This window comes from Microbacterium sp. NPDC057658, from assembly GCF_042799975.1.
Lineage (GTDB): Bacteria > Actinomycetota > Actinomycetes > Actinomycetales > Microbacteriaceae > Microbacterium.
This window is the reverse complement of sequence record NZ_JBHVHT010000001.1, coordinates 2,122,726-2,144,747: the sequence shown is the minus strand read 5'-3', so window position 1 is coordinate 2,144,747 and position 22,022 is coordinate 2,122,726. Positions and strand designations below refer to the sequence as shown.

The window sequence follows — 22,022 nt, the reverse complement described above, 5'->3', positions numbered from 1 at the left end:
GGAACCCGTCGTCGTCCCCGTAGGCTGGAGGGGATGGACATGGACGCCGCGGCCTTCGAGGCCCTCGTGATCGACGAACTCGACCAGCTGCCCGACGAGATGGTCGAGCAGCTCGAGAACGTCGTCTTCGTGGTGGAGGATCGTCCCGAGGACGGCAGCCTCGATCTGCTCGGCCTGTACGACGGCCTCGCGTTGCCGGAGCGCACGCAGTACGGGATGGGTGAGCTGCCCGATCGCATCATCGTCTACCGGGAACCGCACCTCGCGCAGTGTGAGGACATCGACGAACTCCGCGACGAGATCCACACCACCCTCGTCCACGAGATCGCGCACTTCCATGGCATCGACGACGCCCACCTGCACGAGCTCGGATGGGCCTGACCGTGTCGACTGCTCTTCCCGAGATCGATGAAGCCACCGATCTCTCCGCTGCGCCCCTGGAGCCCTGGGAGGTCGTCGTGTGGAACGATCCGGTGAATCTGATGAGCTACGTCGTCCGCGTCTTCCGCACCTACTTCGGCTACACCCGCGAGCATGCCACCCGCCTCATGCTCGCCGTCCACCACGACGGACACGCGATCGTCGCCACCGGACCCCGCGAGACCATGGAGGTGCACGCGCAGGCGATGCACGACTACGGGCTCTGGGCCACCGTCAGGAAGGCCGCATGAAGACCCCACCGATCACCGTCTCGGTCGCCACGATCGAGGGCATGCACCTGGCCCGGCTCGTCGATGACTTCATGGACCTGCTCCGGGATTCCGAAGGCGACGACCCGGGCGTGGCCCGGTTGACGCCGAACGCCTATCCGGACGACGACGACGCCGCGGCGGCGTTCGCCTCGGCAACCCGCGCGGACCTCCTGGACCGACGGCTGCACGATGCGCGGGTCATGCGCACGGCGCTGCAGGTGTTCGACCCCGACGCCGAGGTGACCGATGAGGGCGCCCGCGTTCCCCGCGACGTCCTCGTACGGCGCGAGGACGTGGACGCGTGGCTCCGCACCCTCACCGCCATCCGGCTCGTCATCGCCACGCGGCTCGGCATCACCGACGACGAACCCGACGTCGGCGGTGACGGCCAGGCCGTCTACGACTGGCTGGGATACCGTCTCGAGCTGCTCATCGAAGCCGTGGACGAGAGCGACGCCGACGCCCTCCGCTGAGCGGAATCACGGGACCTCGATCACGCGAGTGGCGAGTTCCCTCGGACGGTCTCGCTCGAGGTGACGGCGCTCCTGCGCCGCCCACCGGTCCCAGTGCGGGCGGTAGGTGTCGCCATCCCGCGCCAGCGCACGGGCCTTCCGCGATGACTCGCCGGACTCCACCCAGATCCGGATGTCGGCCAGGCGTGCCGTCGAGGGTCGCAGGATCCCGCTGCCCTCGACGATGACGCCGAGGGCCGGATCGACGGCGTGGGTCTCCGCCTCCTCGCCGTGCTCCCAGTCCCAGCGACGCCACGCCCCGAGAAGCCCGCGTCCGTGGGGACGGAGGATGCCCTCGAGCGCGCGCTCCGCCCCGTCGTCGAGGCCATCCCAGCCGGGATAGAGGGAGTCCAACGCGATGACCTGCACGCGTCCGGTGACCGGCCAGGCCCCCGCCACGCGCGCGGCCAGAGAGGTCTTGCCTGCGCCGCTCCCGCCGTCGATCAGCACGACGGGGTTGGATGCCGCGAGTGCGCGGACGTCTTCCGCGATCAGCGTCGCCGCGTGCGAGAGCGCCGCTGCGACCGCATCGTCACTTCTTGAGGGCACGGATGATGCGCGTGAGGGCCCGACCGGCGACCCAGACGAAGGGGACGGCCACGACGAGGAGCGTCACGATGTTCGGCTCGAAGCGCAGGCCCTCCTCGCGCCGCACGTAGACGCCCACCGGCACCGAGACGCCGCCACCTCCGCCGCCTTCTCCGCCGTCCCCGCTGGCTCCGCCGAAGCCCGCGTAGGTGAACGCCACCGGAGTGACGGTGACGCCATCGATCTCCTGCGGTTCTCCGTACGCGCTCTTCACGCCGAAGGACGCGACCTGATTCCCGAGTTCCAGTGCAATGTTCGGCATGTTCCCACGGTAGCCGACGGCGGCCTGCGGCGCGCGGTCAATCGACGCCGTGGTCCTTCGGATGCCGCGCGGCGCCCCGTCCTTCACCGCGTCCGATGTGGCGCGCCCTGCTGATCGTCGCCGAACCGAACCGCGCCATGGCCTCGTCGACGGCCCCTTCGACCTTGCGCCAGTCCTCGTCCTCGTCCCACAGCGCCAGCGCGCTGCCTCCCGCCGGCCGGAGGTTCTCCGCCCGGACGCCCACGAGGCGGACCGGATCACTGCGCTCGATGAGCGCGAACAGGCTCTGGGCCGCCTCGCCGATGCGCTGGCCGACCGCGGTCGGCTCCGGCAACGTCTGGGAGCGGGTGACGGTCCGGAAGTCGTCGAAGCGGATCTTGATCGCGACCGTGGAGGTCTCCCACCCGGCCCGGCGCAGGCGCGCGCCCACGCGATCGGCGAGCCGCAGCAGCTCCGCGCGGAGGAAGGCTCGATCCGTGACGTCGTGGTCGAAGGTCTCCTCGTGTCCGATGCTCTTCTCGACGCGCTCGGTGTCGACCCCACGCGCATCCTCCCCCCGCGCCAGCTGCGCGAGCCTCGCGCTCAGCGCCGGCCCCACGGCGCGGTCCAGCATCTCGGGCGATGCGGTGCGGAGGTCTCCGATCGTGCGGAGGCCGCGGGCCTCCAGGGCCTCCGCCGCCTTCGGCCCCACGCCCCACAGCGCTCGCACGGGGCGCGGCGCGAGGAAGGCGAGAGTGTCGTGTTCCGCGACCACGAGCATCCCGTCCGGCTTGGCCATCGTCGACGCCATCTTCGCCACATGCTTGGTCGCGGCCACGCCGACGCTGCACGTGATGCCGACCTCCGCGAGGACGCGCTCACGGATCTGGGCCGCGATCCGGGCGGGGCTCCCCCAGAGCCGGCGCACACCCTGTACGTCGAGGAACGCCTCGTCCACCGACAGCGGCTCCACGAGCGGCGTGAACGACTCGAAGATCGCCATCACCTGCCGCGACACCTCTTGGTACCGGTGGAAGTGCGGCGGGACGATCCGTGCCGTGGGGCACAGCCGGAGGGCCTGCGACACGGGCATGGCCGAACGGACGCCGTAGCGCCGTGCCTCGTAGGAGGCGCTGGAGACCACGGAGCGCCCGTCCGGAGCCCCGATGATCAGCGGCAGCCCGCGGAGACTCGGGTCGTCCAGCACTTCGACGGCCGCATAGAACGCGTCCATGTCGACGTGGAGGATGCGCGTCCCGGAGTCGTCGGCATCGGCCGAGGACACCATGCGGCCTCTGCCATCACCGTGTCCCATGAGCCCATTGTCCCCTGGGCCTCCGACATCGAGGCCCAGGGAAAAACGAATCACTGCGCGGCGCGCTCGAGGATGAGTTCGCGGACGCGGGCGGCGTCGGCCTGGCCCTTCATGGCCTTCATGACCGCCCCGATGATGGCACCCGCGGCCTGGACCTTGCCGTCCTGGATCTTGGCCATCACATCGGGCTGCGCCGCGAGGGCCTCATCGATCGCCGCGATGAGCGCACCGTCGTCCGAGACCACGGCCAGACCGCGCGCGTCGACGACCTCCTGCGGCGTGCCCTCCCCGGCGATCACGCCCTCCAGCACCTGGCGTGCGAGCTTGTCGGTCAGCGTCCCGGCGTCGACGAGCTGCTGCAGCGCCGCGACGTTCTCCGGGCTGACGAGGTCGACCGCGTCCTTCTCCTGCGCATTGGCGAGGCGGGTGATCTCCCCCGTCCACCACTTCCGTGCCGCGGCCGGCGTGGCCCCGGCGGCGATCGTGGCCTCGACGACGTCGAGCAGACCGCCGTTGCGCACGTCCTGGAACTCCAGCGGGGTGAAGCCCCACTCGTCCATGAGCCGGCGCCGACGGGCGACGGGCTGCTCGGGCAGGGCGGCGCGCAGCTCCTCGATCAGCTCGCGCGGCGGCTGCACCGGAAGCAGATCCGGCTCGGGGAAGTACCGGTAGTCGTCGGCGTCCGACTTCGGACGTCCGGGAGAGGTCGTCCCGGTGTCCTCGTGCCAGTGCCGGGTCTCCTGGATGATGGTGCCGCCGTCGGCGAGGATCTGCGCCTGACGCTGGATCTCGTACCGCACCGCGCGCTCCACCGATCGCATGGAGTTGACGTTCTTCGTCTCGGTGCGCGTGCCGAGCTTCTCCTCACCCCGACGACGGAGCGAGACGTTGGCGTCGCACCGCAGGTTGCCGCGCTCCAGCCGAGCCTCGGAGATGCCGAGTCCGCGGACGATGTCGCGGATCGCGGCGACGTACGCCTTGGCGACCTCGGGAGCCCGGTGATCGGTGCCGAATATCGTCTTCGTCACGATCTCGACGAGCGGGACGCCGGCGCGGTTGTAGTCGACGAGCGAGTACTCGGCGCCCTGGATCCGGCCGGTCGAGCCGCCCATGTGCGTGAGCTTGCCGGCGTCCTCCTCCATGTGTGCGCGCTCGATCGGGATCGTCACCATGGTGCCGTCCTCGAGCTCCACCTCGACCGACCCCTCGAAGGCGATCGGCTCGTCGTACTGGGAGATCTGGTAGTTCTTGCCCAGGTCCGGGTAGAAGTAGTTCTTCCGGGCGAACCGGCTGGACTCCGCGATTGAGCAGCCGAGCGCGAGGCCGAGGCTGATCGACGAGCGGATGGCCGTCTCGTTGACGACCGGCAGGGCACCGGGCAGTCCCAGGTCGACCGGGGCGATCAGCGTGTTCGGCTCCGCCGCGTGGTACGCCTCGTTCGCGGGGTTGGGAGCGTCGGAGAACATCTTCGTGTTCGTGTTGAGCTCGACGTGCACCTCGAAACCGAGGACGGGCTCGAACAGCTCGAGCGCCTTGTCGAAGTCCATGAGCGTGGCGGCGGCCATCAGCGCGCGCCTCCTTCCAGCTGGGGGGCACGGGACAGCAGCGGCGCGCCCCAGGAATCCACGAGCAGCGTCTCGAGGGCGGCACCCACCCGGTAGAGGCGGGCGTCCTCCCGCGCCGGCGCGAGGAACTGGATGCCGACGGGCAGCCCGTCGTCGTCCGAGAGACCGCTGGGGATCGAGATGCCGGGGACGCCGGCGAGGTTCGCCGGGATCGTCGTGATGTCGTTCAGGTACATCTGCAGCGGGTCGTCGATCCTCTCGCCGAGCTTGAAGGCCGTGGTCGGGGCCGACGGCGTGGCGATGACGTCGACATCGGCGAAGGCCGCGGCGAAGTCCTGCTGGATCAGCGTGCGGACCTTCTGCGCGCTGCCGTAGTACGCGTCGTAGTATCCCGCCGACAGCGCGTAGGTGCCGAGGATGATGCGGCGCTTGACCTCGTCGCCGAAACCGGCGTCGCGCGTGGCGGACATCACGTCCTCCACCGTGGGGTTGCCCGCCGGGGTGACCCGGAGACCGAAGCGGACCGAGTCGAACTTGGCCAGGTTGCTCGAGGCCTCGGCCGGGAGGATCAGGTAGTAGGCGGCGACGCCGTACTCGAAGTGCGGTGCACCGATCTCGACGATCTCCGCACCCTGCGCTTCCAGCAGGGCCAGGGCGCTGCGGAAGGAGGCCGCAACCCCCGGCTGGAAGCCGCTGTCGGGAAGCTCGCGGATGACGCCGACACGGAGGCCCTTGAGGCCGTCCCCGCGCGCACCCTCGCGTGCGGCCGCGGCGAAGGACGGCCACTGCTCGTCGAGCGACGTGGAGTCCTTCGGGTCGTGCCCGCCGATCGCGTCGTGCAGCAGACCGGCATCGAGCACCGTGCGGGTGACCGGGCCGACCTGGTCGAGGCTCGACGCCAGTGCGATCGCGCCGTAGCGGCTGACGCCGCCGTAGGTCGGCTTCACGCCGACCGTGCCGGTCACGTGCGCCGGCTGACGGATCGATCCGCCGGTGTCGGAGCCGAGGGCGAGCGGGGCCTCGAAGGCGGCGACGGCCGCGGCGGAGCCCCCACCCGAGCCGCCGGGGATCCGGTCGAGGTCCCAGGGGTTGCGGGTCGGGCCGTAGGCGGAGTGCTCCGTCGAGGAGCCCATCGCGAACTCGTCCATGTTCGTCTTGCCGAGCGGGATGAGTCCGGCGGCACGGGATCGGGCCACGACCGTCGCGTCGTACGGCGAGCGGTACCCCTCGAGGATCCGCGAGCCGCTCGTGGTCGGCTGATCCGTCGTGACGAGCACGTCCTTGATCGCGAGCGGGACACCGGCGATCGGCCCGAGGTCCTCCCCCGCGGCGCGGCGGGCGTCGATTTCGGCCGCCGCGTCGAGCGCGTGCTCGTTGACGTGCAGGAACGCATGGACGTCGCCGTCGACCTGGGCGATGCGGTCGAGGTGCGCCTGCGTGGCCTCGACGCTGGAGACCTCCCGCGTCGCGAGCTTGTCGGCGAGCTCCGCCGCGGTCAGCCGGATGATGTCGCTCACTGCTCTTCTCCCAGGATCGCGGTGACGCGGAACCGGCCGTCGGCCTGATCCGGGGCGTTCTGCAGCACCTGCTCGTGCGTGAGCGTCTCGCCGACCACGTCGGGACGGAACACATTGCTCAGCGGGATCGGGTGGCTCGTCGCGGCGACATCGGCGGTCGCGACCTCGGACACCTTGGCGATGTTGTCGACGATGGCGTCGAGCTGGCCCGTGAGCCGCGTCACCTCGTCGTCGTTCAGCTGGATGCGCGCGAGCACGCCGAGATGGCGCACAAGATCAGGGGTGATTTCAGACACACCCCCAGTCTAGTTGGCGAGCCGCCCGCCGCTCGGCGCGGCGCGGCCCGCCTAAGCTGGGCGCGTGAGCACGTTCCAGCCCCCTCGCCCGTGGATCGCCAGCTACGCCGACGGCGTTCCGGAGGACCTCGCCCCCGTCAGCGGCTCCCTCGTGGACATCGTCGCCGCGTCGGCGCGGGACTATCCCGATGCCCCCGCCCTGCAGTTCTTCGGCAGGGAGACCACCTACGCGCAGCTGCAGGAGGCGATCGATCGCGCCGCCGCGGGGCTCCGGGATCTCGGCGTCCGTGCGGGCGACCCGGTCGCGATCGTCCTGCCGAACTGCCCGCAGCACATCGTCGCGTTCTACGCCGTGCTGCGTCTCGGTGCGGTCGTGGTCGAGCACAACCCGCTCTACACCCCTCGCGAGCTGCGCAAGCAGTTCGAGGACCACGGCGCCAAGCACGCGATCGTCTGGAACAAGGTCGTCGCGACGGTGCAGGAGTTCCCGAGCGACCTCGCCGTCTCGACTCTCATCTCGGTCGACGTGACGCGAGCGATGCCGGCCCTCACCCGCTTCGCCCTCCGGCTGCCGGTCGCGAAGGCGAGAGAGTCGAGGGCGGCGCTGACCGAGCGCGTCCGCGGCACCGTGCTGTGGGAGTCGGTGGTGGCCAGCACCCCGATCCCCGCCTCGCATCCTCAGCCCGACACCGACGACCTGGCGATCATCCAGTACACGTCCGGCACGACCGGCACACCGAAGGGCGCCGCCCTCACTCACCGCAACCTCCTCGCCAATGCCGCCCAGTCCCAAGCCTGGGTGCCGTCGATCCAGCGCGGCAAGGGCTGCGTCGTGTACGCCGTGCTGCCGATGTTCCATGCGTACGGGCTGACACTCTGCCTCACCTTCGCCATGTCGATGGGCGCGCGTCTGGTGCTGTTCCCGAAGTTCGACCCGGACCTCGTGCTCGACGTCGTCAAGAAGCATCCGGCGACGTTCCTCCCGCTCGTGCCGCCCATCGCCGACCGGCTGCTCGCGGCCGCCAACGCCAAGGGCGTCTCCCTCGAGGGCATCGAGGTCGCGATCTCCGGGGCCATGGCCCTCCCGCACGAGCTCGTCGTCCCGTTCGAGGCCGCAACGCACGGCTACCTCGTCGAGGGCTACGGGCTGAGCGAGTGCTCGCCCGTCCTCATGGCGAACCCGGTCGCCGACAACCGGGTTCCCGGCACCGTGGGACTCCCTCTCCCGGGCACGGAGTGCCGCATCGTCGATCCGGAGAATCCCACCGAGGATGTGCCGGAGGGCTCCGCCGGGGAGCTCATCGTGCGGGGTCCTCAGGTCTTCTCCGGCTACTACGGCAAGCCCGAGGAGACCGAGGCCGTGTTCGTCGACGGCTGGTACCGGACCGGCGACATCGTCACGATCGATGACGCCGGCTTCGTCCGCATCGTCGACCGCATCAAGGAGCTCATCATCACCGGCGGCTTCAACGTCGCCCCGACCGAGGTGGAGAACGCGCTGCGCCAGCATCCGTCGGTGGCGGACGCCGCGGTCGTCGGACTCCCCAGCGACCACTCGGGCGAGGAGGTCGTCGCGGCGATCGTCGTCGACCCCGGAGCCGATGTCGACGTGGAGGCGATCCGTGAGTACGCGCGGAGCATCCTCACCCCGTACAAGGTGCCGCGCCGCGTCTTCGTCGTCGACGAGCTGCCGAAGTCGCTGATCGGGAAGGTGCTCCGCCGGCAGGTGAAGGAGAAGCTGCTCGCCCTCACGTCGGGGGTCTGAGCCGGCCCCACAGGAAGCGGGGGGCCGGGCGCGCTACCCTTGGGAAGTGACCCCTGAAGAAGTGACCCCCGCCGACGCCCCCGACGAGTCCCCTGCCACCCCCGGATTCGAGGACCTCGGCATCACCGGGCCGGTCCTCAAGGCCATCAAGGATCTCGGCTACGAGACCCCGTCGCCCATCCAGGCCGCGACCATCCCCACCCTCCTCGCCGGCCGCGATGTCGTCGGCATGGCGCAGACCGGAACCGGCAAGACCGCCGCCTTCGCCCTGCCCGTGCTGGAGCGGCTCGACGTCGCGCAGAAGACGCCGCAGGCCCTCGTCCTCGCCCCGACCCGTGAGCTCGCGCTGCAGGTCTGCGAGGCGTTCGAGTCCTACGCCTCCCGCATGAAGGGCGTGCACGTGCTGCCCGTCTACGGCGGTCAGGGATACGGTGTGCAGCTGTCCGCCCTCCGCCGCGGCGTGCACGTCGTGGTCGGCACCCCCGGCCGCATCATGGACCACCTGGCCAAGGGCACCCTCGACCTCTCCGAGCTCCAGTACCTCGTGCTGGACGAGGCGGACGAGATGCTGAAGATGGGCTTCGCGGAGGACGTCGAGCAGATCCTCGCTCAGACCCCCGAGGAGAAGCAGGTCGCCCTGTTCTCCGCCACGATGCCCGCGCAGATCCGCCGCCTCGCGCAGCAGTACCTCCGCGACCCGGAGGAGATCACGGTCAAGTCCAAGACCGCGACCAACACGAACATCACCCAGCGCTACCTCGTCGTCTCCTACGCCCAGAAGGTGGATGCCCTGACCCGCATCCTCGAGGTGGAGAACTTCGACGGGATGATCGTCTTCGTCCGCACGAAGAACGAGACCGAGACCCTGGCCGAGAAGCTCCGCGCCCGCGGGTACTCCGCCGCCGCGATCAACGGCGACGTGCCGCAGGTGCAGCGCGAGCGCAGCGTCAATCAGCTCAAGGACGGGAAGCTCGACATCCTCGTCGCGACGGACGTCGCCGCCCGCGGACTCGACGTCGAGCGCATCAGTCACGTCGTCAACTTCGACATCCCCACCGACACCGAGTCGTACGTGCACCGCATCGGACGGACCGGGCGGGCCGGGCGGACGGGCGACGCGATCAGCTTCATCACCCCGCGCGAGCGCTACCTGCTCAAGCACATCGAGAAGGCGACGCGGCAGCAGCCCACGCAGATGCAGCTGCCGAGCACCGAGGACGTGAACACGACGCGGCTCGCCCGCTTCGACGACGCCATCACGACCGCACTGTCGGAGACGTCGCGCATCGACGCGTTCCGCGACATCATCGCCCACTACGTCCGGCATCATGACGTGCCGGAGGGCGACGTCGCGGCCGCTCTCGCCGTGGTCGCCCAGGGTTCCACGCCGCTACTCCTCGACCCCGCAGACGACGCCCTGTCGCAGGCGGTCGCCGCCGACAACCGCCCGCAGCGCGAGCGGCAGACGCGGGAGCCCCGGGAACCCCGGGAGCGTCGCAGCCGGGGCGACTACACCCCGTACCGCATCGAGGTGGGTCGGCGGCACCGCGTCGAGCCGCGGCAGATCGTGGGCGCGCTCGCGAACGAGGGCGGTCTGGGCCGCGACGACTTCGGCGCGATCAACATCCGTCCCGACTTCTCGATCGTCGAGCTCCCGGCGAACCTCGACCCCGCCGTCCTCGACAAGCTCCGCGATACGCGCATCTACGGACGGCTGATCGAGATCGCTCCTGACCGCGGTCCCGGCGCACGGCGGGGCTCGTCCTCGCGCGACGGCCGCGGCCGGCCGGCCCGCTACGACCGGACCGACCGCCGCGACCGTGACGAGCGCCCGCCGCACCGCGACCGCGAGGAGAAGCCCTTCCGGAAGCCCCGCCACAAGGCCTGAGCGGACCGACGATGCGCATCGACCGCGCCGGCAGGGACGATCTCGCCGCACTCGCCCAGCTCAAGTGGGAGGACGTGCCCGCGGACCTGACGGCCGGTCGATCGCTCGACGCCTTCACCGCCGAGCTGGGCGACTGGTGGCGGGCCCACGACCGCACCCACGTGGCCTTCGTCGCGCGGCGCGATGACGACGACCGCATCGTCGGCGCAGCGTGGGTCGCCCTCGTGCCCCGCGTGCCGCGGCCGGGCGCTCCGCACCGCCTCTCCGCGGACATCCAGAGCGTCTTCGTCCTTCCCGAGCATCGGGGACGAGGAGCGGGCCGCGGTCTCGTCGCCGCGGCCTGCGCCCACGCGGTGTCCGTCGGCGCCGAACGGATCACCGTGCATTCGAGCGAGGCAGCCGTCGGGCTCTATCAGGAGCTGGGGTTCGCGGACTCCCCACGGCTGCGGCAGTTCCTGGCTCCCACCACGGCAGCGCCGGAGAGCGCCTGACCCTCAGTCCAGCGCCGCGGGCCCCTCGGTGACCAGGACGTGGAACTGCGCGGCGTCGAGGATGCGGATGCCGAGCTCCTCCGCCTTCGCGAGCTTGGAGCCGGCTCCCGGCCCCGCGGCCACGAAGTCCGTCTTCTTGGACACGCTCGAGGCCGCCTTTCCGCCGGCCTTGATGATCGCCTCCTGCGCCCCGTCGCGGGTGTACCCGTCGAGGGACCCCGTCGCCACCACGGTGAGGCCCTCCAGCACTCCCCCGGCCGCGACCGCCGCTCCGGGGCCGGGGTGACCCGGCGTCGCCCACTGCACGCCCGCGTCCGCCCACTGGCGGACGATGTCCTGGTGCCAGTCGACGTCGAACCACGCGAGCAAGGAGTCCGCGATGATGCCGCCCACGCCCTCGACCGCGGCGAGCTCTTCCCGCGATGCCTCCCGGATCGCGTCGAGCGACCCGAACCACTGCGCGAGCGCCCGCGCCGCGACCGGTCCGACGTGACGGATGTTGAGCGCGACGAGAAGCCGCCAGAGGTCTTTCGTCTTCGCCTTCTCCAGCTCCGCGAGCAGGGTCAGCGCCTGGGAAGACGGCTGCGGACCCTCCAGACCCGACTTCTTCTCGGCCGCGGTCGGGTTGCGTCGGAACGGCGCGCGGGTCTTCACGAGGCCGTCCTCGTCCTCGCGCGGCAGACCCGTCTCCGCATCGCGCACGACGACCTCGATCGGCACGAGCTGCTCCAGGGTCAGGGCGAACAGGCCCGCCTCCGTCACCAGGGGAGGCTCCGCCGGACTCGTGGGCTGGGTCAGCGCCGCCGCCGTCACCTCGCCCAGGGCCTCGACATCGAGGGCTCCCCGCGAGCCGATGTGCTCGACGCGTCCGCGCACCTGGGCGGGGCACGACCGGGCGTTCGGGCACCGGAGGTCGATGTCCCCCTCCTTCATGGCGCGCAGCGGCGTGCCGCACTCGGGGCAGTCGGCGGGCATGACGAACTCCCGCTCGGTCCCGTCCCGCTTCTCGACCACCGGGCCGAGCACCTCGGGGATCACGTCGCCCGCCTTGCGCAGCACCACGGTGTCGCCGATGAGAACGCCCTTGGCCTTCACCACGTCCTTGTTGTGGAGCGTGGCCTGACGGACCACGGATCCGGCGACGTGAGCCGGCGCCATCACCGCGAAGGGCGTCGCGCGACCGGTGCGACCGACGGAGACGACGATGTCGAGCAGCTTCGTCTGCACCTCCTCCGGCGGGTACTTGTAGGCGATCGCCCAGCGGGGCGCCCGGCTCGTCGCTCCCAGCTCGTCATGCAGGTCGAGCTCGTCGACCTTGACCACGATGCCGTCGAGCTCGTGCTCGATGTCGTGCCGATGCTCGCCGTAGTGCTCGACGAAGGCGACGACGTCGTCGATGCTGCGGCACACCTTCGTGTGCGGACTCGTCGGCAGCCCCCAGGCGGCCAGCAGCTCGTAGACCTGGCTCTGGGCCGCGACCGGCGGGTTCGTCCAGGCACCGATGCCGTGCACGTACAGCGCGAGCGACTCGATGCGCAGCAGACCCGCTTCCAACTCCAGGCCGTCCTTCTTGTCGATCTGCTGACGCAGGCCGCCGCTGGCCGCGTTGCGGGGATTCGCGAAGGCCGGGAAGCGCCGTGCCGCCGCGGTGCGCGCCTTCTCCTCGTCGAACGGCTTCTTCGCGCCGCCCCTGGCCTCCCAGCGCGCGAGGGCGTCCGTGTACGCGCGGTCCCGGAACGCCGCCTGCGCCGCGTTCAGCCGCTCGAACGCGGCGACGGGGATGAAGACCTCTCCGCGCACCTCGACGATGGGCGGGTGCCCCTCCCCGGCGAGCCGTTCCGGGATCTCGGGGAGTCGGAGCGCGTTCTCGGTGACGATCTCGCCGATCCGCCCGTCGCCACGGGTCGCGGCCGACGTCAGCACGCCGTCCTCGTACCGCAGGTTGATCGCGAGGCCGTCGATCTTGAGCTCGGTCAGCCAGTCGACGTCGCGCCCGGCGGCCGCTCGTGTCTTCTGCGCCCACTCGCGCAGCTCGTCGATCGAGAAGACGTTGTCGAGGCTGAGCATCCGCTCGGCGTGCTCGATGGTCGCGAGCCCCGTCGCCTCGGCCGCGCCGACCATCTGGGTGGGCGAGTCCTGTCCCTGCAGCTCGGGATGCAGGCGCTCGAGCTCTTCCAGGCGCCGCATCCAGCCGTCGTACGTGGCGTCGTCGACGAGCGACGTGTCACGCCCGTAGTACGCGTCCTTCGCCTCGAGGATGCGGGTCGTCAGCTCCTCCGCCTCGCGGCGGGCGTCTTCCAGTGAGATGTTCTCCGGCACTCCGTCAGTCTAGGAGCGGCGACCGACATCCGCCCGGATCAGACGCCGACCGGGACCGCGGAGACGGTCGCATCGATCGTGAACTGCCCGAGCACGCGCGTGCCGATGTAGAGCACGGCGGTCTGCCCCGGGGCGACGCCGTCCAGGGGCGTGTCCGGGACGACGCGGACGCCCTCGGCCGTCACCGTGGCCGTGGCGGGCACCGGCTCGGCATGCGCGCGGATCTGGACGTCGCACGCGAACGACGACGAGGTCGGCGCGGCGCCGGCCCAGCTGAACCGCTCCCCCGCGATCTCGGCGATCGCCAGCGCCTCCTTCGGGCCGACGACCACCGTATTCGATACGGGGCGCACCTCGAGCACGAAGCGCGGCTTGCCGTCCGCCGCCGGGACGCCGAGCTTGAGTCCGCGCCGCTGGCCGACCGTGAAGGCGTGGGCGCCCTCGTGCGCGCCGACGACGGCACCGGTGCGGTCGACGATCTCACCGGTGGCCGTGCCGACCTTCTCGGCCAGCCAGCCCCGGGTGTCCCCATCCGGGATGAAGCAGATGTCGTGGCTGTCCGGCTTCTGGGCGACGCTGAGACCGCGCTGTTCCGCCTCCGCCCGCACGAGCGCCTTCGACGGCGTGGTACCCAGGGGGAAATAGGTGTGGGCGAGCTGGTCGGCCGTGAGGACGCCGAGCACGTAGGACTGGTCCTTCGCGTTGTCCGAGGCGCGGTGCAGCTCGAGTCCCGCCGGGCCGTCGACGAGGGTCGCGTAGTGCCCGGTGCACACGGCGTCGAAACCGAGCTCCAGGGCGCGCTCCAGCAGGGCAGCGAACTTGATCTTCTCGTTGCACCGCATGCACGGGTTCGGCGTCCGACCCGCACGGTACTCGGCGACGAAGTCGTCGATCACGTCGTCGCGGAACCGCTCCGAGAAGTCCCACACATAGAAGGGGATGCCGAGGAGGTCGGCGGCGCGACGCGCGTCGAGGGCGTCCTCGATCGTGCAGCAGCCGCGGCTCCCGGTGCGCAAGGTCCCGCCGGCGCGGGAGAGCGCGAGGTGCACGCCGACCACATCGTGCCCCGCCTCGACGGCCCGGGCGGCCGCGACGGCGGAGTCCACACCACCGCTCATGGCCGCAAGGATTCGCATGGGTCCAGTCTACGAGCGCTCGGCTGCACGGGCCCCGGATGCCCGTGCGTAGGCATCTCCGATCACCGCCAGCACCGCATCCACATCGGCATCGGTCGACGTGCGCCCGAGGGAGAAGCGCAGCACGCTCCGGGCGTCCGCCTCACTGCGCCCCATCGCCATCACGACGTGCGAAGGCTCGGCGACCCCCGCCTGACACGCGGAGCCCGTGGAGGCCGAGACGCCGGCCACGTCCAGCAGGAACAGCAGGCTCTCTCCCACCGCACCGGGGAAGAGCAGATGGGCGGTACCCGGAAGACGGTGATCGGGATCGCCCAGGAGCTCGGCCGCCGGCACCCGCGCACGGATGCCCTCGACCAGGCGGTCGCGCAGACCGCCCACCCGGACCCTCTCGGCGGACCGCTCCCGTTCGGCGAGTTCGAGCGCCGTCGCCAGCGCCGCCGCTCCCGGCACGTCCTGCGTGCCCGCACGCAGACCCCGCTGCTGGCCCCCGCCCCGCAGGAGCGGGGTCAGCCGGGCGGACCGGGCCACCACCAGCGCGCCGACGCCGACCGGTGCGCCGACCTTGTGTCCGGCGACGCTGAGCGCCACGAGACCCACGCCGTCGTCCGCGCGGCCGCGGAGGTCCCGGAAGGACAGCGGCAGATGCCCGAGAGCGGCGACGGCGTCGAGGTGCAGGGGTACACCGGCGTCGGCCGTGGCCGCCGCCAGCGCGGGCGCACCGTTGATCGTCCCGGTCTCGTTGTTCGCGACGAGCGCGGTCGCGAACGCGGCCCCCGGCAGGGCCGCGGCGAAGCGATCCTCGTCGATGCGCGCGTGGGCCGACACGGGCACGGCCCGCACCTCGGCACCGTCGGCCACCAGGGCTGCGACCGTGTCCATCGTCGCGTGATGCTCGCCGTCCGGCACCACGACAGCGGTCGTCTCCGGACGACGCGAGTGCCACAGTCCCTGGAGGGCGAGGTTGATGGATTCCGTCCCACCGGAGGTCAGCACCACCTCGATGGGATCGGACCCGAGGACCGCGGCGATCCGCTCCCGTGACTCCTCCAGCACCCGGCGCGCGTCCTGCCCCGCTCCATGCGTCGACGACGCGTTGCCGACGATGACCGACGCCTCCAGCCACGCGTCCCTGGCCTCCGGGCGCAACGGGGTCGTCGCCGCGTGGTCGAGATAGTGCCGCATGCTTCGATTCTCCCCGATCCGCGCCCCGAGCGGTCCGTCTGCGCGTGAGACCGGGTGCGTCCTGTCATGAGACTGAAATGCAACACGTTTAGGGTGTATCCATGTCTTCGTCCCCCGACTCCGTCGTGCCCGGTGGGGCGATCCTCGACAACCTCGGCGTCCGGCTGCACGACGGCGTCGGCACGCTGCGGGTCTGGTCGCAGAACGCCTCCGCCGTCGAGCTCGTCGTCTTCGACGCGACGGACCTCGACTGGGTCGTCGACCAGGCTCCGCTCGAACGGCGGCCCGGAGGCGTCTGGGAGATCACGACGCCGTTGCTGCAGCCCGGAGTCCGCTACGCGCTCCGCGTCGAGGGTCCGCACGGGCCCGGCAACACGTTCAACCCGGAGACGCTGCTCCTCGACCCGTATGCGCGAGGCCTCGCCCAGGGACACGGCTACCAGGAATGGCGAGCCGTGGTCATCGAGGACGGCTTCGACTGGGGCGGCTCCACGAAGCCGCGGATCCCCGCCGACCGGACGCTGATCTACGAGGGCCACCTGAAGGGACTGACCAAGCGGCACCCCGACATCCCGCCCGCGCTGCACGGCACCTACGCGGGCCTCGCGCATCCGGCCATGATCGCGTACCTCCGCACGCTCGGGGTGACGTCGGTGGAGCTGCTCCCCGTCCACGCCTTCGTCCCGGAGCCGCGGCTGCTGGAGCGGGGGCTGACGAACTACTGGGGGTACAACACCCTGAATTTCTTCACGCCCCACGCCGCCTACGCGACGGAAGACGCCAGGAAACGGGGCCCCGAGGCGATCATCGCCGAGTTCAAGGGCATGGTGCGTCTGCTGCACGAGGCCGGCCTCGAGGTGATCCTCGACGTCGTGTACAACCACACGTCGGAGGAGGGCATCGGCGGGCCGCGCTCCAGTCTCCGCGGTATCGACAACGCGCGGTACTACCGACAGGACGACGCGGGCGTCTACATCGACACCACGGGATGCGGCAATACGCTCAACACGGCCACCGACGCGGGCGCACGACTGGTGCTGGACTCGCTCCGGTACTGGGCCGAGGAGATGCAGATCGACGGCTTCCGCTTCGACCTGGCGACGGCGATCGCGCGCGACGGCGCTCACGCCTACACTCCGGATCATCCGCTGCTGCAGGCGATCGCCGCCGACCCCGTCCTCGCGGACACCAAGCTCATCGCGGAGCCCTGGGACGTCGGACTGGGCGGCTGGCAGACGGGCAACTTCCCTGCGGGGTGGCACGAGTGGAACGACCGGTACCGCGACCGCGTGCGCAACTTCTGGCTGAGCGACATCGACTACGCACGGCGAGCCTCGGCGCCGGTCGGCATCGGCGGCTTCGCCACCCGGCTCGCCGGATCGTCCAACACCTTCAGCGAGGACCGCGGACCCCTCGCGAGCATCAACTTCGTCACGGCGCACGACGGGTTCACGCTGCACGACCTCGTGTCGTACGACGTCAAGCACAACGAAGCCAACGGCGAGCACAATCGCGACGGCGCCGACCTGAACCGCTCGTTCAACCACGGCGTCGAGGGACCGACCGACGATCCCGCGATCCTCACCGCCCGGCGCAAGGCCATGCGCAACCTGCTCGGCACCCTCCTCCTCTCGGCCGGCATCCCGATGCTCACCGCCGGGGACGAGGTGGGGCGGTCCCAGCGCGGCAACAACAACGCCTACGCGCAGGACTCGCCGCTGTCCTGGCTCTCCTGGGAGTTCGAGCCTTGGCAGGACGACCTCCGGGCCCACGTCGCGCGCCTCGCCCGGTTGCGCGAGGAGAATCCGGCGCTGCGGCCGAGTCGGTATGCGCGCCTCGGCGAGCACATCCCGAACGCCTCGGTCATGGACTGGTACGACCAGGACGGTGCGACCATGGAACCGGGGCAGTGGACCGATCCCGGCAATCGCACGCTGCAGTACGTCGCCGCCTCCACACCGGACAAGGAACCCGCCAACCGCATCCTCCTGATCGTGCACGGGACGGAGGCGCCGATCGACGTGCGGCTCCCGGAGGAGATCGAGGGTGCCAGCCGATTCGTCTCCCTCTGGTCGAGCACCGACGAGCGCCCGTCGGAGGCCGAGGAGACGTACGCTCCGGGTGACGTGCTGCCGATCCCCGGCACATCCATGCGCCTGTTCCGGGTGGTGTGATAGCACGGTTCGGCGCCGGGGTCGAGCGGTAGGTTCCGACAGGGCCGAGCGGTAGATTCGGCATGTGACTGCTCGTGCTGGAACCCGACCCACGGCTCTGCGGAGCCCCGTTCAGATCCCGACGCGCGCCGTCGACGCCGACCAGCCCGGAGCTCTTCGGACCACCCGGATCCCGCTGCTGGACGGCACGCCGGTGGTTCCGGGAGGCTTCCCCGCCAAGGCGTTCGCGGGCGAGGTCGTCCCCTTCCGCGTCGTGGCGTTCCGCGAAGGGCACGACCTCATCGGCGTGCACGTGCGACTGACCTCACCGGCCGGCGAAGAGAGCCTGCACCGGCTCACGGCGCTCGCCGACGGCACCGATCGCTGGGAGGCGGAGATCGCCCTCGATGCGGAGGGTCTCTGGCGGTATCGCTTCGAGGCGTTCTCCGACGACTTCGCCACCTGGGCGCACGCCGCGCACGTGAAGATCGCCGCCGGGGTGGACGTCCCCGTGATGGCCGCCCTCGGAGCCGAGCTCCTGCAGCGGGCGGCTGCCGAGAAGGACCGCCCCGCAGCGCAGCGCACGCGCCTCAGGACCTGGGCGGAGGAACTCCGGGCCGGCGACCCCGTCGTCGCCGCCGAACGGGCCGTGGACCCCGACCTCGCGGCGATCTTCCGCGATCGCCCCGTCACGACGCTCCGTTCCGCCTCCGCGGAGCAGCTCCTCCGCGTGGAGCGCACCCGCGCCGGAGTCGGCGCCTGGTACGAGTTCTTCCCGCGGTCGGAGGGAGCCCGCCGCCTCAAGGACGGAACGGTCCGCAGCGGCACGTTCCGTACTGCAGCGAAGCGCCTGCCCGAGGTCGCCAGGATGGGCTTCGACGTGATCTACCTCGTCCCCGTGCATCCCATCGGCACGACCAACCGCAAGGGTCGCAACAACACCCTCGTCGCCGAGGCCGGGGACCCGGGCTCGCCGTACGCCATCGGAGCGGCGGAGGGCGGGCACGATGCGATCCACCCTGACCTCGGCACCCCGCAGGACTTCCGCGCCTTCGTGCGGGCCGCGCGGAAGGAGGGACTGGAGGTCGCCCTCGACCTCGCGCTGCAGGCCTCTCCCGACCACCCCTGGGTGCGCGACCACCCGGAGTGGTTCACCACCCTCCCCGACGGCACGATCGCGTACGCCGAGAACCCGCCGAAGAAGTACCAGGACATCTACCCGCTGAACTTCGACAACGACCCGGAGGGGATCGCCGCCGAGATGCTCCGGATCGTCCGGCACTGGGTGGCGGAGGGGGTTCGGATCTTCCGCGTGGACAACCCGCACACCAAGCCGCTGCAGTTCTGGGAGTGGCTGATCGCGACGGTGAACGAGACGGATCCCGACGTGATCTTCCTGGCCGAGGCGTTCACCCGACCGGCGGTGATGCGCGCGCTCGCCGCGGTGGGCTTCCAACAGAGCTACAGCTACTTCACGTGGCGCAACACCAAGGCGGAGCTGGAGGAGTTCCTCACGACGATCTCCCACGAGACGGCCGACTACATGCGCCCGAACCTCTTCGTCAACACGCACGACATCCTCACCGAATACCTCCAGTTCGGCGGACGCGCGGCCTACCGGATCCGCGCCTGCATCGCTGCCACCGCGGGCCCCGTGTACGGCGTGTATGCGGGATACGAACTCATCGAGAACGTGGCCCGCCCGGGTTCCGAGGAGAACATCGACAACGAGAAGTACGAGTACAAGTTCCGCGACTGGGCGGGGGCCGAGGAACGCGGGGAATCGCTGGCTCCGCTCCTGCGGCGGCTGAACGAGATCCGCGCGGCGCATCCGGCCCTGCGGCAGCTGCGCAACCTCGAGCTGCACTGGAGCGACGATGACGCCATCCTCGTGTTCAGCAAGCATCTCGACGCCGCCTTCACCGGAACCGGGCGGCCGGACACGCTCATCGTCGTCGCGAACGTCGACCCGCACTCGGTGCGCGAGACCACCGTCCATCTCGACACCACACGCTGGGGCGTCCCCCTGGGTGAGAGCTACGAGGTGGAGGACCTGCTCACGGGCAGCGTCTGGACCTGGACCGATCACAACTACGTCCGGCTCGACGCCTTTGCCGAGCCGGTCCACATCCTGAAGGTGAGGGAGCGCGCATGAGCGGCATCGACGACACCGCGAACGCCGACTGGGAGGCCGTGGCGGAAGGGCGGCACCACGCGCCGCACGCCGTGCTCGGCGCCCACCCCGCGAAGGATGCGGCGGATCGCACTGTCACCGTGATCCGGGCTCGCCGTCCGCTCGCCGAGACGGTGGAGGCCGTCTTCGACGACGGCAGCCGCCTGACGCTCACCCACGTCGCGCACGGGGTGTGGGAGGGCACGCATCCGGGACCGCCGCTCCGCTACCGCCTCGCGACGCGCTACCGCGGCGAGGAGGAGAGCGTCGCGGGCGACCCGTACCGTCACGCGCCGACCCTCGGCGACCTGGACCTTCATCTGATCGCCGAAGGCCGGCACGAGCGGCTGTGGGAAGCGCTGGGAGCCCATCCCCGCACGCAGGGCGACGAGCAGGGCGTGTCCTTCGCCGTCTGGGCGCCCGATGCCACGGCCGTCCGTGTGGTGGGCGATCACAACGGCTGGAACGGCGAGAGCCACGCCATGCGCTCGCTCGGCGCGAGCGGCGTCTGGGAGCTCTTCATCCCCGACCTCCCCGTCGGGACCCGCTACAAGTTCCAGATCCGGACGCGGAGCGGCAGCTGGATCCTCAAGGCCGACCCGATGGCGTTGGCGGCGCAGGTGCCGCCGGAGACCGCCTCCGTCGTGACGGCGTCGTCCTACGTCTGGGAGGACGGCGCGTGGATGACGCGTCGCGCCGCCACGCATGCCGTCGCGCAGCCGCTGGCGGTGTACGAGGTGCACGTCGGCTCCTGGCGGGGCGGCCTGGGATACCGCGATATGGCGGATCCGCTGATCGCGCACGTGCAGGAGACGGGGTTCACTCACGTCGAGTTCATGCCGCTCGCCGAGCATCCGTTCGGCGGATCCTGGGGATACCAGGTCAGCGGCTACTACGCGCCGACGAGCCGGTACGGCTCCCCCGACGACCTGCGCTACCTCATCGACCGCCTGCACCAGGCCGGCATCGGCGTCATCATGGACTGGGTGCCGGGCCACTTCCCCAAGGACGACTTCGCCCTGGCGCGCTTCGACGGTCAGCCCCTGTACGAGCACCCCGACCCCCGGCGCGGAGAGCACCAGGACTGGGGCACGCTCATCTTCGACTACGGTCGTCCCGAGGTCCGCGGCTTCCTCGTCGCGAACGCGCTGTACTGGCTCGAGGAGTTCCACGTCGACGGTCTGCGCGTCGACGCCGTCGCCTCGATGCTCTACCTCGACTACTCGCGTCGCGAGGGTGAGTGGGAGCCGAACATCCACGGCGGACGCGAGAACCTGGAGGCGATCCGCTTCCTCCAGGAGGTCAACGCCACCGCCTACCGCCTGCACCCCGGGATCCTCATGATCGCCGAGGAGTCCACGAGCTTCCCCGGTGTCACCGCGCCGACGGATCACGCCGGCCTCGGGTTCGGATTCAAGTGGAACATGGGGTGGATGAACGACTCGCTGCAGTACATCGGCAGAGACCCGATGTACCGGGCGCACCACGAGGGCGAGATCACCTTCTCGTTCGTCTACGCGTTCGGCGAGAACTACGTGCTGCCGATCAGTCACGACGAGGTCGTGCACGGCAAGGGCAGCCTGCTGTCGAAGATGCCCGGCGACCACTGGCACAAGCTCGCGAACGTCCGCGCCTACCTCGCGTACATGTGGGGGCATCCGGGCAAGAAGCTGCTGTTCATGGGTCAGGAGTTCGGACAGCTCGCCGAGTGGTCGGAGGGGCGCGAGCTGGACTGGTGGCTCCGCGACCAGCCTTCGCACGCCCAGCTCCAGGACTTCGTCGCCGCGATGAACGGGGTGTACCGGGCGCAGGCACCGCTCTGGGAGCGCGACAGCGACGGCTCGGGGTTCACGCGGCTCGGGGCACCGAGCTGGGATCCGTCCGTGATCGCCTTCGAACGGCGGGACGCGCACGGCGGCCGTCTGGTCGTGGTCAGCAACTTCGCCGGCGTGGAGCGCACCGGGTACCGCCTGGGATTGCCGCGCCCCGGCGTCTGGCAGGAGATCCTGAACTCCGATGCCGACGTCTACGGCGGACGCGGTTCCGGCAACCTCGGGATGGTGGTCGCCGAATCCGGAGACGGGGGCGCGGCGACGGCCTCGATCACGCTGCCGGCCCTATCGACGCTGTGGCTCCGCTATCAGCCGGAGCCCCACGTCCCCACCGTGAACAACGGCTGACGGGGG

General features: G+C 70.8%; 18 protein-coding genes. 9 read left to right on the top strand and 9 right to left on the bottom strand.

Annotated features, from left to right (window positions below):
• Positions 1 to 33: 33 nt before the first annotated feature.
• Genes ACFU8V_RS10195 through ACFU8V_RS10185 form a run of 3 tightly spaced genes read left to right on the top strand, consistent with a single transcriptional unit; the run spans position 34 to position 1,165 of the window.
• Entirely contained in the window at positions 34 to 381 is a 348-nt protein-coding gene (locus ACFU8V_RS10195; RefSeq protein WP_025103385.1) for a metallopeptidase family protein, read from the top strand.
• The gene (gene clpS, locus ACFU8V_RS10190; protein WP_025103384.1) at positions 372 to 671 is read left to right on the top strand and encodes an ATP-dependent Clp protease adapter ClpS; all 300 of its coding nucleotides are present in this window, start codon (positions 372 to 374) and stop codon (positions 669 to 671) included. The genes ACFU8V_RS10195 and clpS overlap by 10 nt, the downstream gene beginning before the upstream one ends.
• Entirely contained in the window at positions 668 to 1,165 is a 498-nt protein-coding gene (locus ACFU8V_RS10185; protein ID WP_315108009.1) for a DUF2017 family protein, read from the top strand. Before clpS ends, ACFU8V_RS10185 begins: the two co-directional genes overlap by 4 nt.
• Before the next feature lie 6 nt (positions 1,166 to 1,171).
• On the opposite strand, the gene ACFU8V_RS10180 is transcribed toward ACFU8V_RS10185, so the two are convergent.
• Genes ACFU8V_RS10180 through gatC form a run of 6 tightly spaced genes read right to left on the bottom strand, consistent with a single transcriptional unit; the run spans position 1,172 to position 6,726 of the window.
• Positions 1,172 to 1,753 (bottom strand): hypothetical protein, encoded by a 582-nt coding sequence (locus tag ACFU8V_RS10180; protein WP_378870826.1) that lies wholly within the window; start codon positions 1,751 to 1,753, stop codon positions 1,172 to 1,174.
• On the bottom strand, positions 1,737 to 2,054 hold the full coding sequence (locus ACFU8V_RS10175; RefSeq protein ID WP_060922768.1) for a hypothetical protein: 318 nt from the start codon (positions 2,052 to 2,054) through the stop codon (positions 1,737 to 1,739). The genes ACFU8V_RS10180 and ACFU8V_RS10175 overlap by 17 nt, the downstream gene beginning before the upstream one ends.
• 37 nt (positions 2,055 to 2,091) lie before the next feature.
• Positions 2,092 to 3,348, bottom strand: a complete 1,257-nt coding sequence (locus tag ACFU8V_RS10170) for a DNA polymerase IV (protein WP_378870822.1) — start codon at positions 3,346 to 3,348, stop codon at positions 2,092 to 2,094.
• A 50-nt stretch (positions 3,349 to 3,398) separates the two neighbouring features.
• On the bottom strand, positions 3,399 to 4,913 hold the full coding sequence (gene gatB, locus ACFU8V_RS10165) for an Asp-tRNA(Asn)/Glu-tRNA(Gln) amidotransferase subunit GatB (protein WP_025103379.1): 1,515 nt from the start codon (positions 4,911 to 4,913) through the stop codon (positions 3,399 to 3,401).
• Positions 4,913 to 6,430 carry an Asp-tRNA(Asn)/Glu-tRNA(Gln) amidotransferase subunit GatA gene (gatA, locus tag ACFU8V_RS10160; protein ID WP_378870818.1) on the bottom strand — a complete coding sequence of 506 codons (1,518 nt, stop codon included), beginning with the start codon at positions 6,428 to 6,430 and terminating at the stop codon, positions 4,913 to 4,915. The genes gatB and gatA overlap by 1 nt, the downstream gene beginning before the upstream one ends.
• The gene (gene gatC / locus ACFU8V_RS10155) at positions 6,427 to 6,726 is read right to left on the bottom strand and encodes an Asp-tRNA(Asn)/Glu-tRNA(Gln) amidotransferase subunit GatC (RefSeq protein WP_025103377.1); all 300 of its coding nucleotides are present in this window, start codon (positions 6,724 to 6,726) and stop codon (positions 6,427 to 6,429) included. The genes gatA and gatC overlap by 4 nt, the downstream gene beginning before the upstream one ends.
• 64 nt (positions 6,727 to 6,790) lie before the next feature.
• Between gatC and ACFU8V_RS10150 the strand changes: the two genes are divergently transcribed.
• The 3 genes from ACFU8V_RS10150 to ACFU8V_RS10140 are packed head-to-tail and all read left to right on the top strand — an operon-like array spanning position 6,791 to position 10,870.
• Positions 6,791 to 8,491, top strand: a complete 1,701-nt coding sequence (locus ACFU8V_RS10150) for a long-chain-fatty-acid--CoA ligase (RefSeq protein ID WP_378870815.1) — start codon at positions 6,791 to 6,793, stop codon at positions 8,489 to 8,491.
• A gap of 46 nt (positions 8,492 to 8,537) precedes the next feature.
• Positions 8,538 to 10,379, top strand: a complete 1,842-nt coding sequence (locus ACFU8V_RS10145; protein ID WP_378870813.1) for a DEAD/DEAH box helicase — start codon at positions 8,538 to 8,540, stop codon at positions 10,377 to 10,379.
• 11 nt (positions 10,380 to 10,390) lie between these two features.
• A complete protein-coding gene (locus tag ACFU8V_RS10140; protein ID WP_025103374.1) occupies positions 10,391 to 10,870 on the top strand; it encodes a GNAT family N-acetyltransferase in 480 nt (159 codons plus the stop codon).
• A 3-nt stretch (positions 10,871 to 10,873) separates the two neighbouring features.
• Here the strand turns inward: ACFU8V_RS10140 and ligA are convergent, their stop codons facing one another.
• From ligA to ACFU8V_RS10125, 3 genes are read right to left on the bottom strand one after another with little or no spacing between them, the layout of a single operon-like run.
• Positions 10,874 to 13,189, bottom strand: coding sequence for an NAD-dependent DNA ligase LigA (gene ligA / locus ACFU8V_RS10135; RefSeq protein WP_378870809.1), 2,316 nt, complete (start codon positions 13,187 to 13,189; stop codon positions 10,874 to 10,876).
• 38 nt (positions 13,190 to 13,227) lie between these two features.
• Positions 13,228 to 14,325 (bottom strand): tRNA 2-thiouridine(34) synthase MnmA, encoded by a 1,098-nt coding sequence (mnmA, locus tag ACFU8V_RS10130; RefSeq protein WP_081811554.1) that lies wholly within the window; start codon positions 14,323 to 14,325, stop codon positions 13,228 to 13,230.
• 9 nt (positions 14,326 to 14,334) lie between these two features.
• Positions 14,335 to 15,510, bottom strand: coding sequence for a cysteine desulfurase family protein (locus ACFU8V_RS10125; protein ID WP_315105094.1), 1,176 nt, complete (start codon positions 15,508 to 15,510; stop codon positions 14,335 to 14,337).
• Positions 15,511 to 15,611: 101 nt separating this feature from the next.
• Here ACFU8V_RS10125 and glgX point away from each other — a divergent pair, with 101 nt between their 5' ends.
• The 3 genes from glgX to glgB all read left to right on the top strand — a co-directional run bounded on the left by glgX (position 15,612) and on the right by glgB (position 22,016).
• Entirely contained in the window at positions 15,612 to 17,684 is a 2,073-nt protein-coding gene (glgX, locus tag ACFU8V_RS10120) for a glycogen debranching protein GlgX (protein WP_085607423.1), read from the top strand.
• Positions 17,685 to 17,748: 64 nt separating this feature from the next.
• Positions 17,749 to 19,818: an alpha-1,4-glucan--maltose-1-phosphate maltosyltransferase gene (locus tag ACFU8V_RS10115; RefSeq protein ID WP_126892974.1), complete on the top strand. Its 2,070-nt coding sequence runs from the start codon at positions 17,749 to 17,751 to the stop codon at positions 19,816 to 19,818.
• Positions 19,815 to 22,016 carry a 1,4-alpha-glucan branching protein GlgB gene (gene glgB, locus ACFU8V_RS10110; protein ID WP_378870803.1) on the top strand — a complete coding sequence of 734 codons (2,202 nt, stop codon included), beginning with the start codon at positions 19,815 to 19,817 and terminating at the stop codon, positions 22,014 to 22,016. Before ACFU8V_RS10115 ends, glgB begins: the two co-directional genes overlap by 4 nt.
• Positions 22,017 to 22,022: the final 6 nt, after the last annotated feature.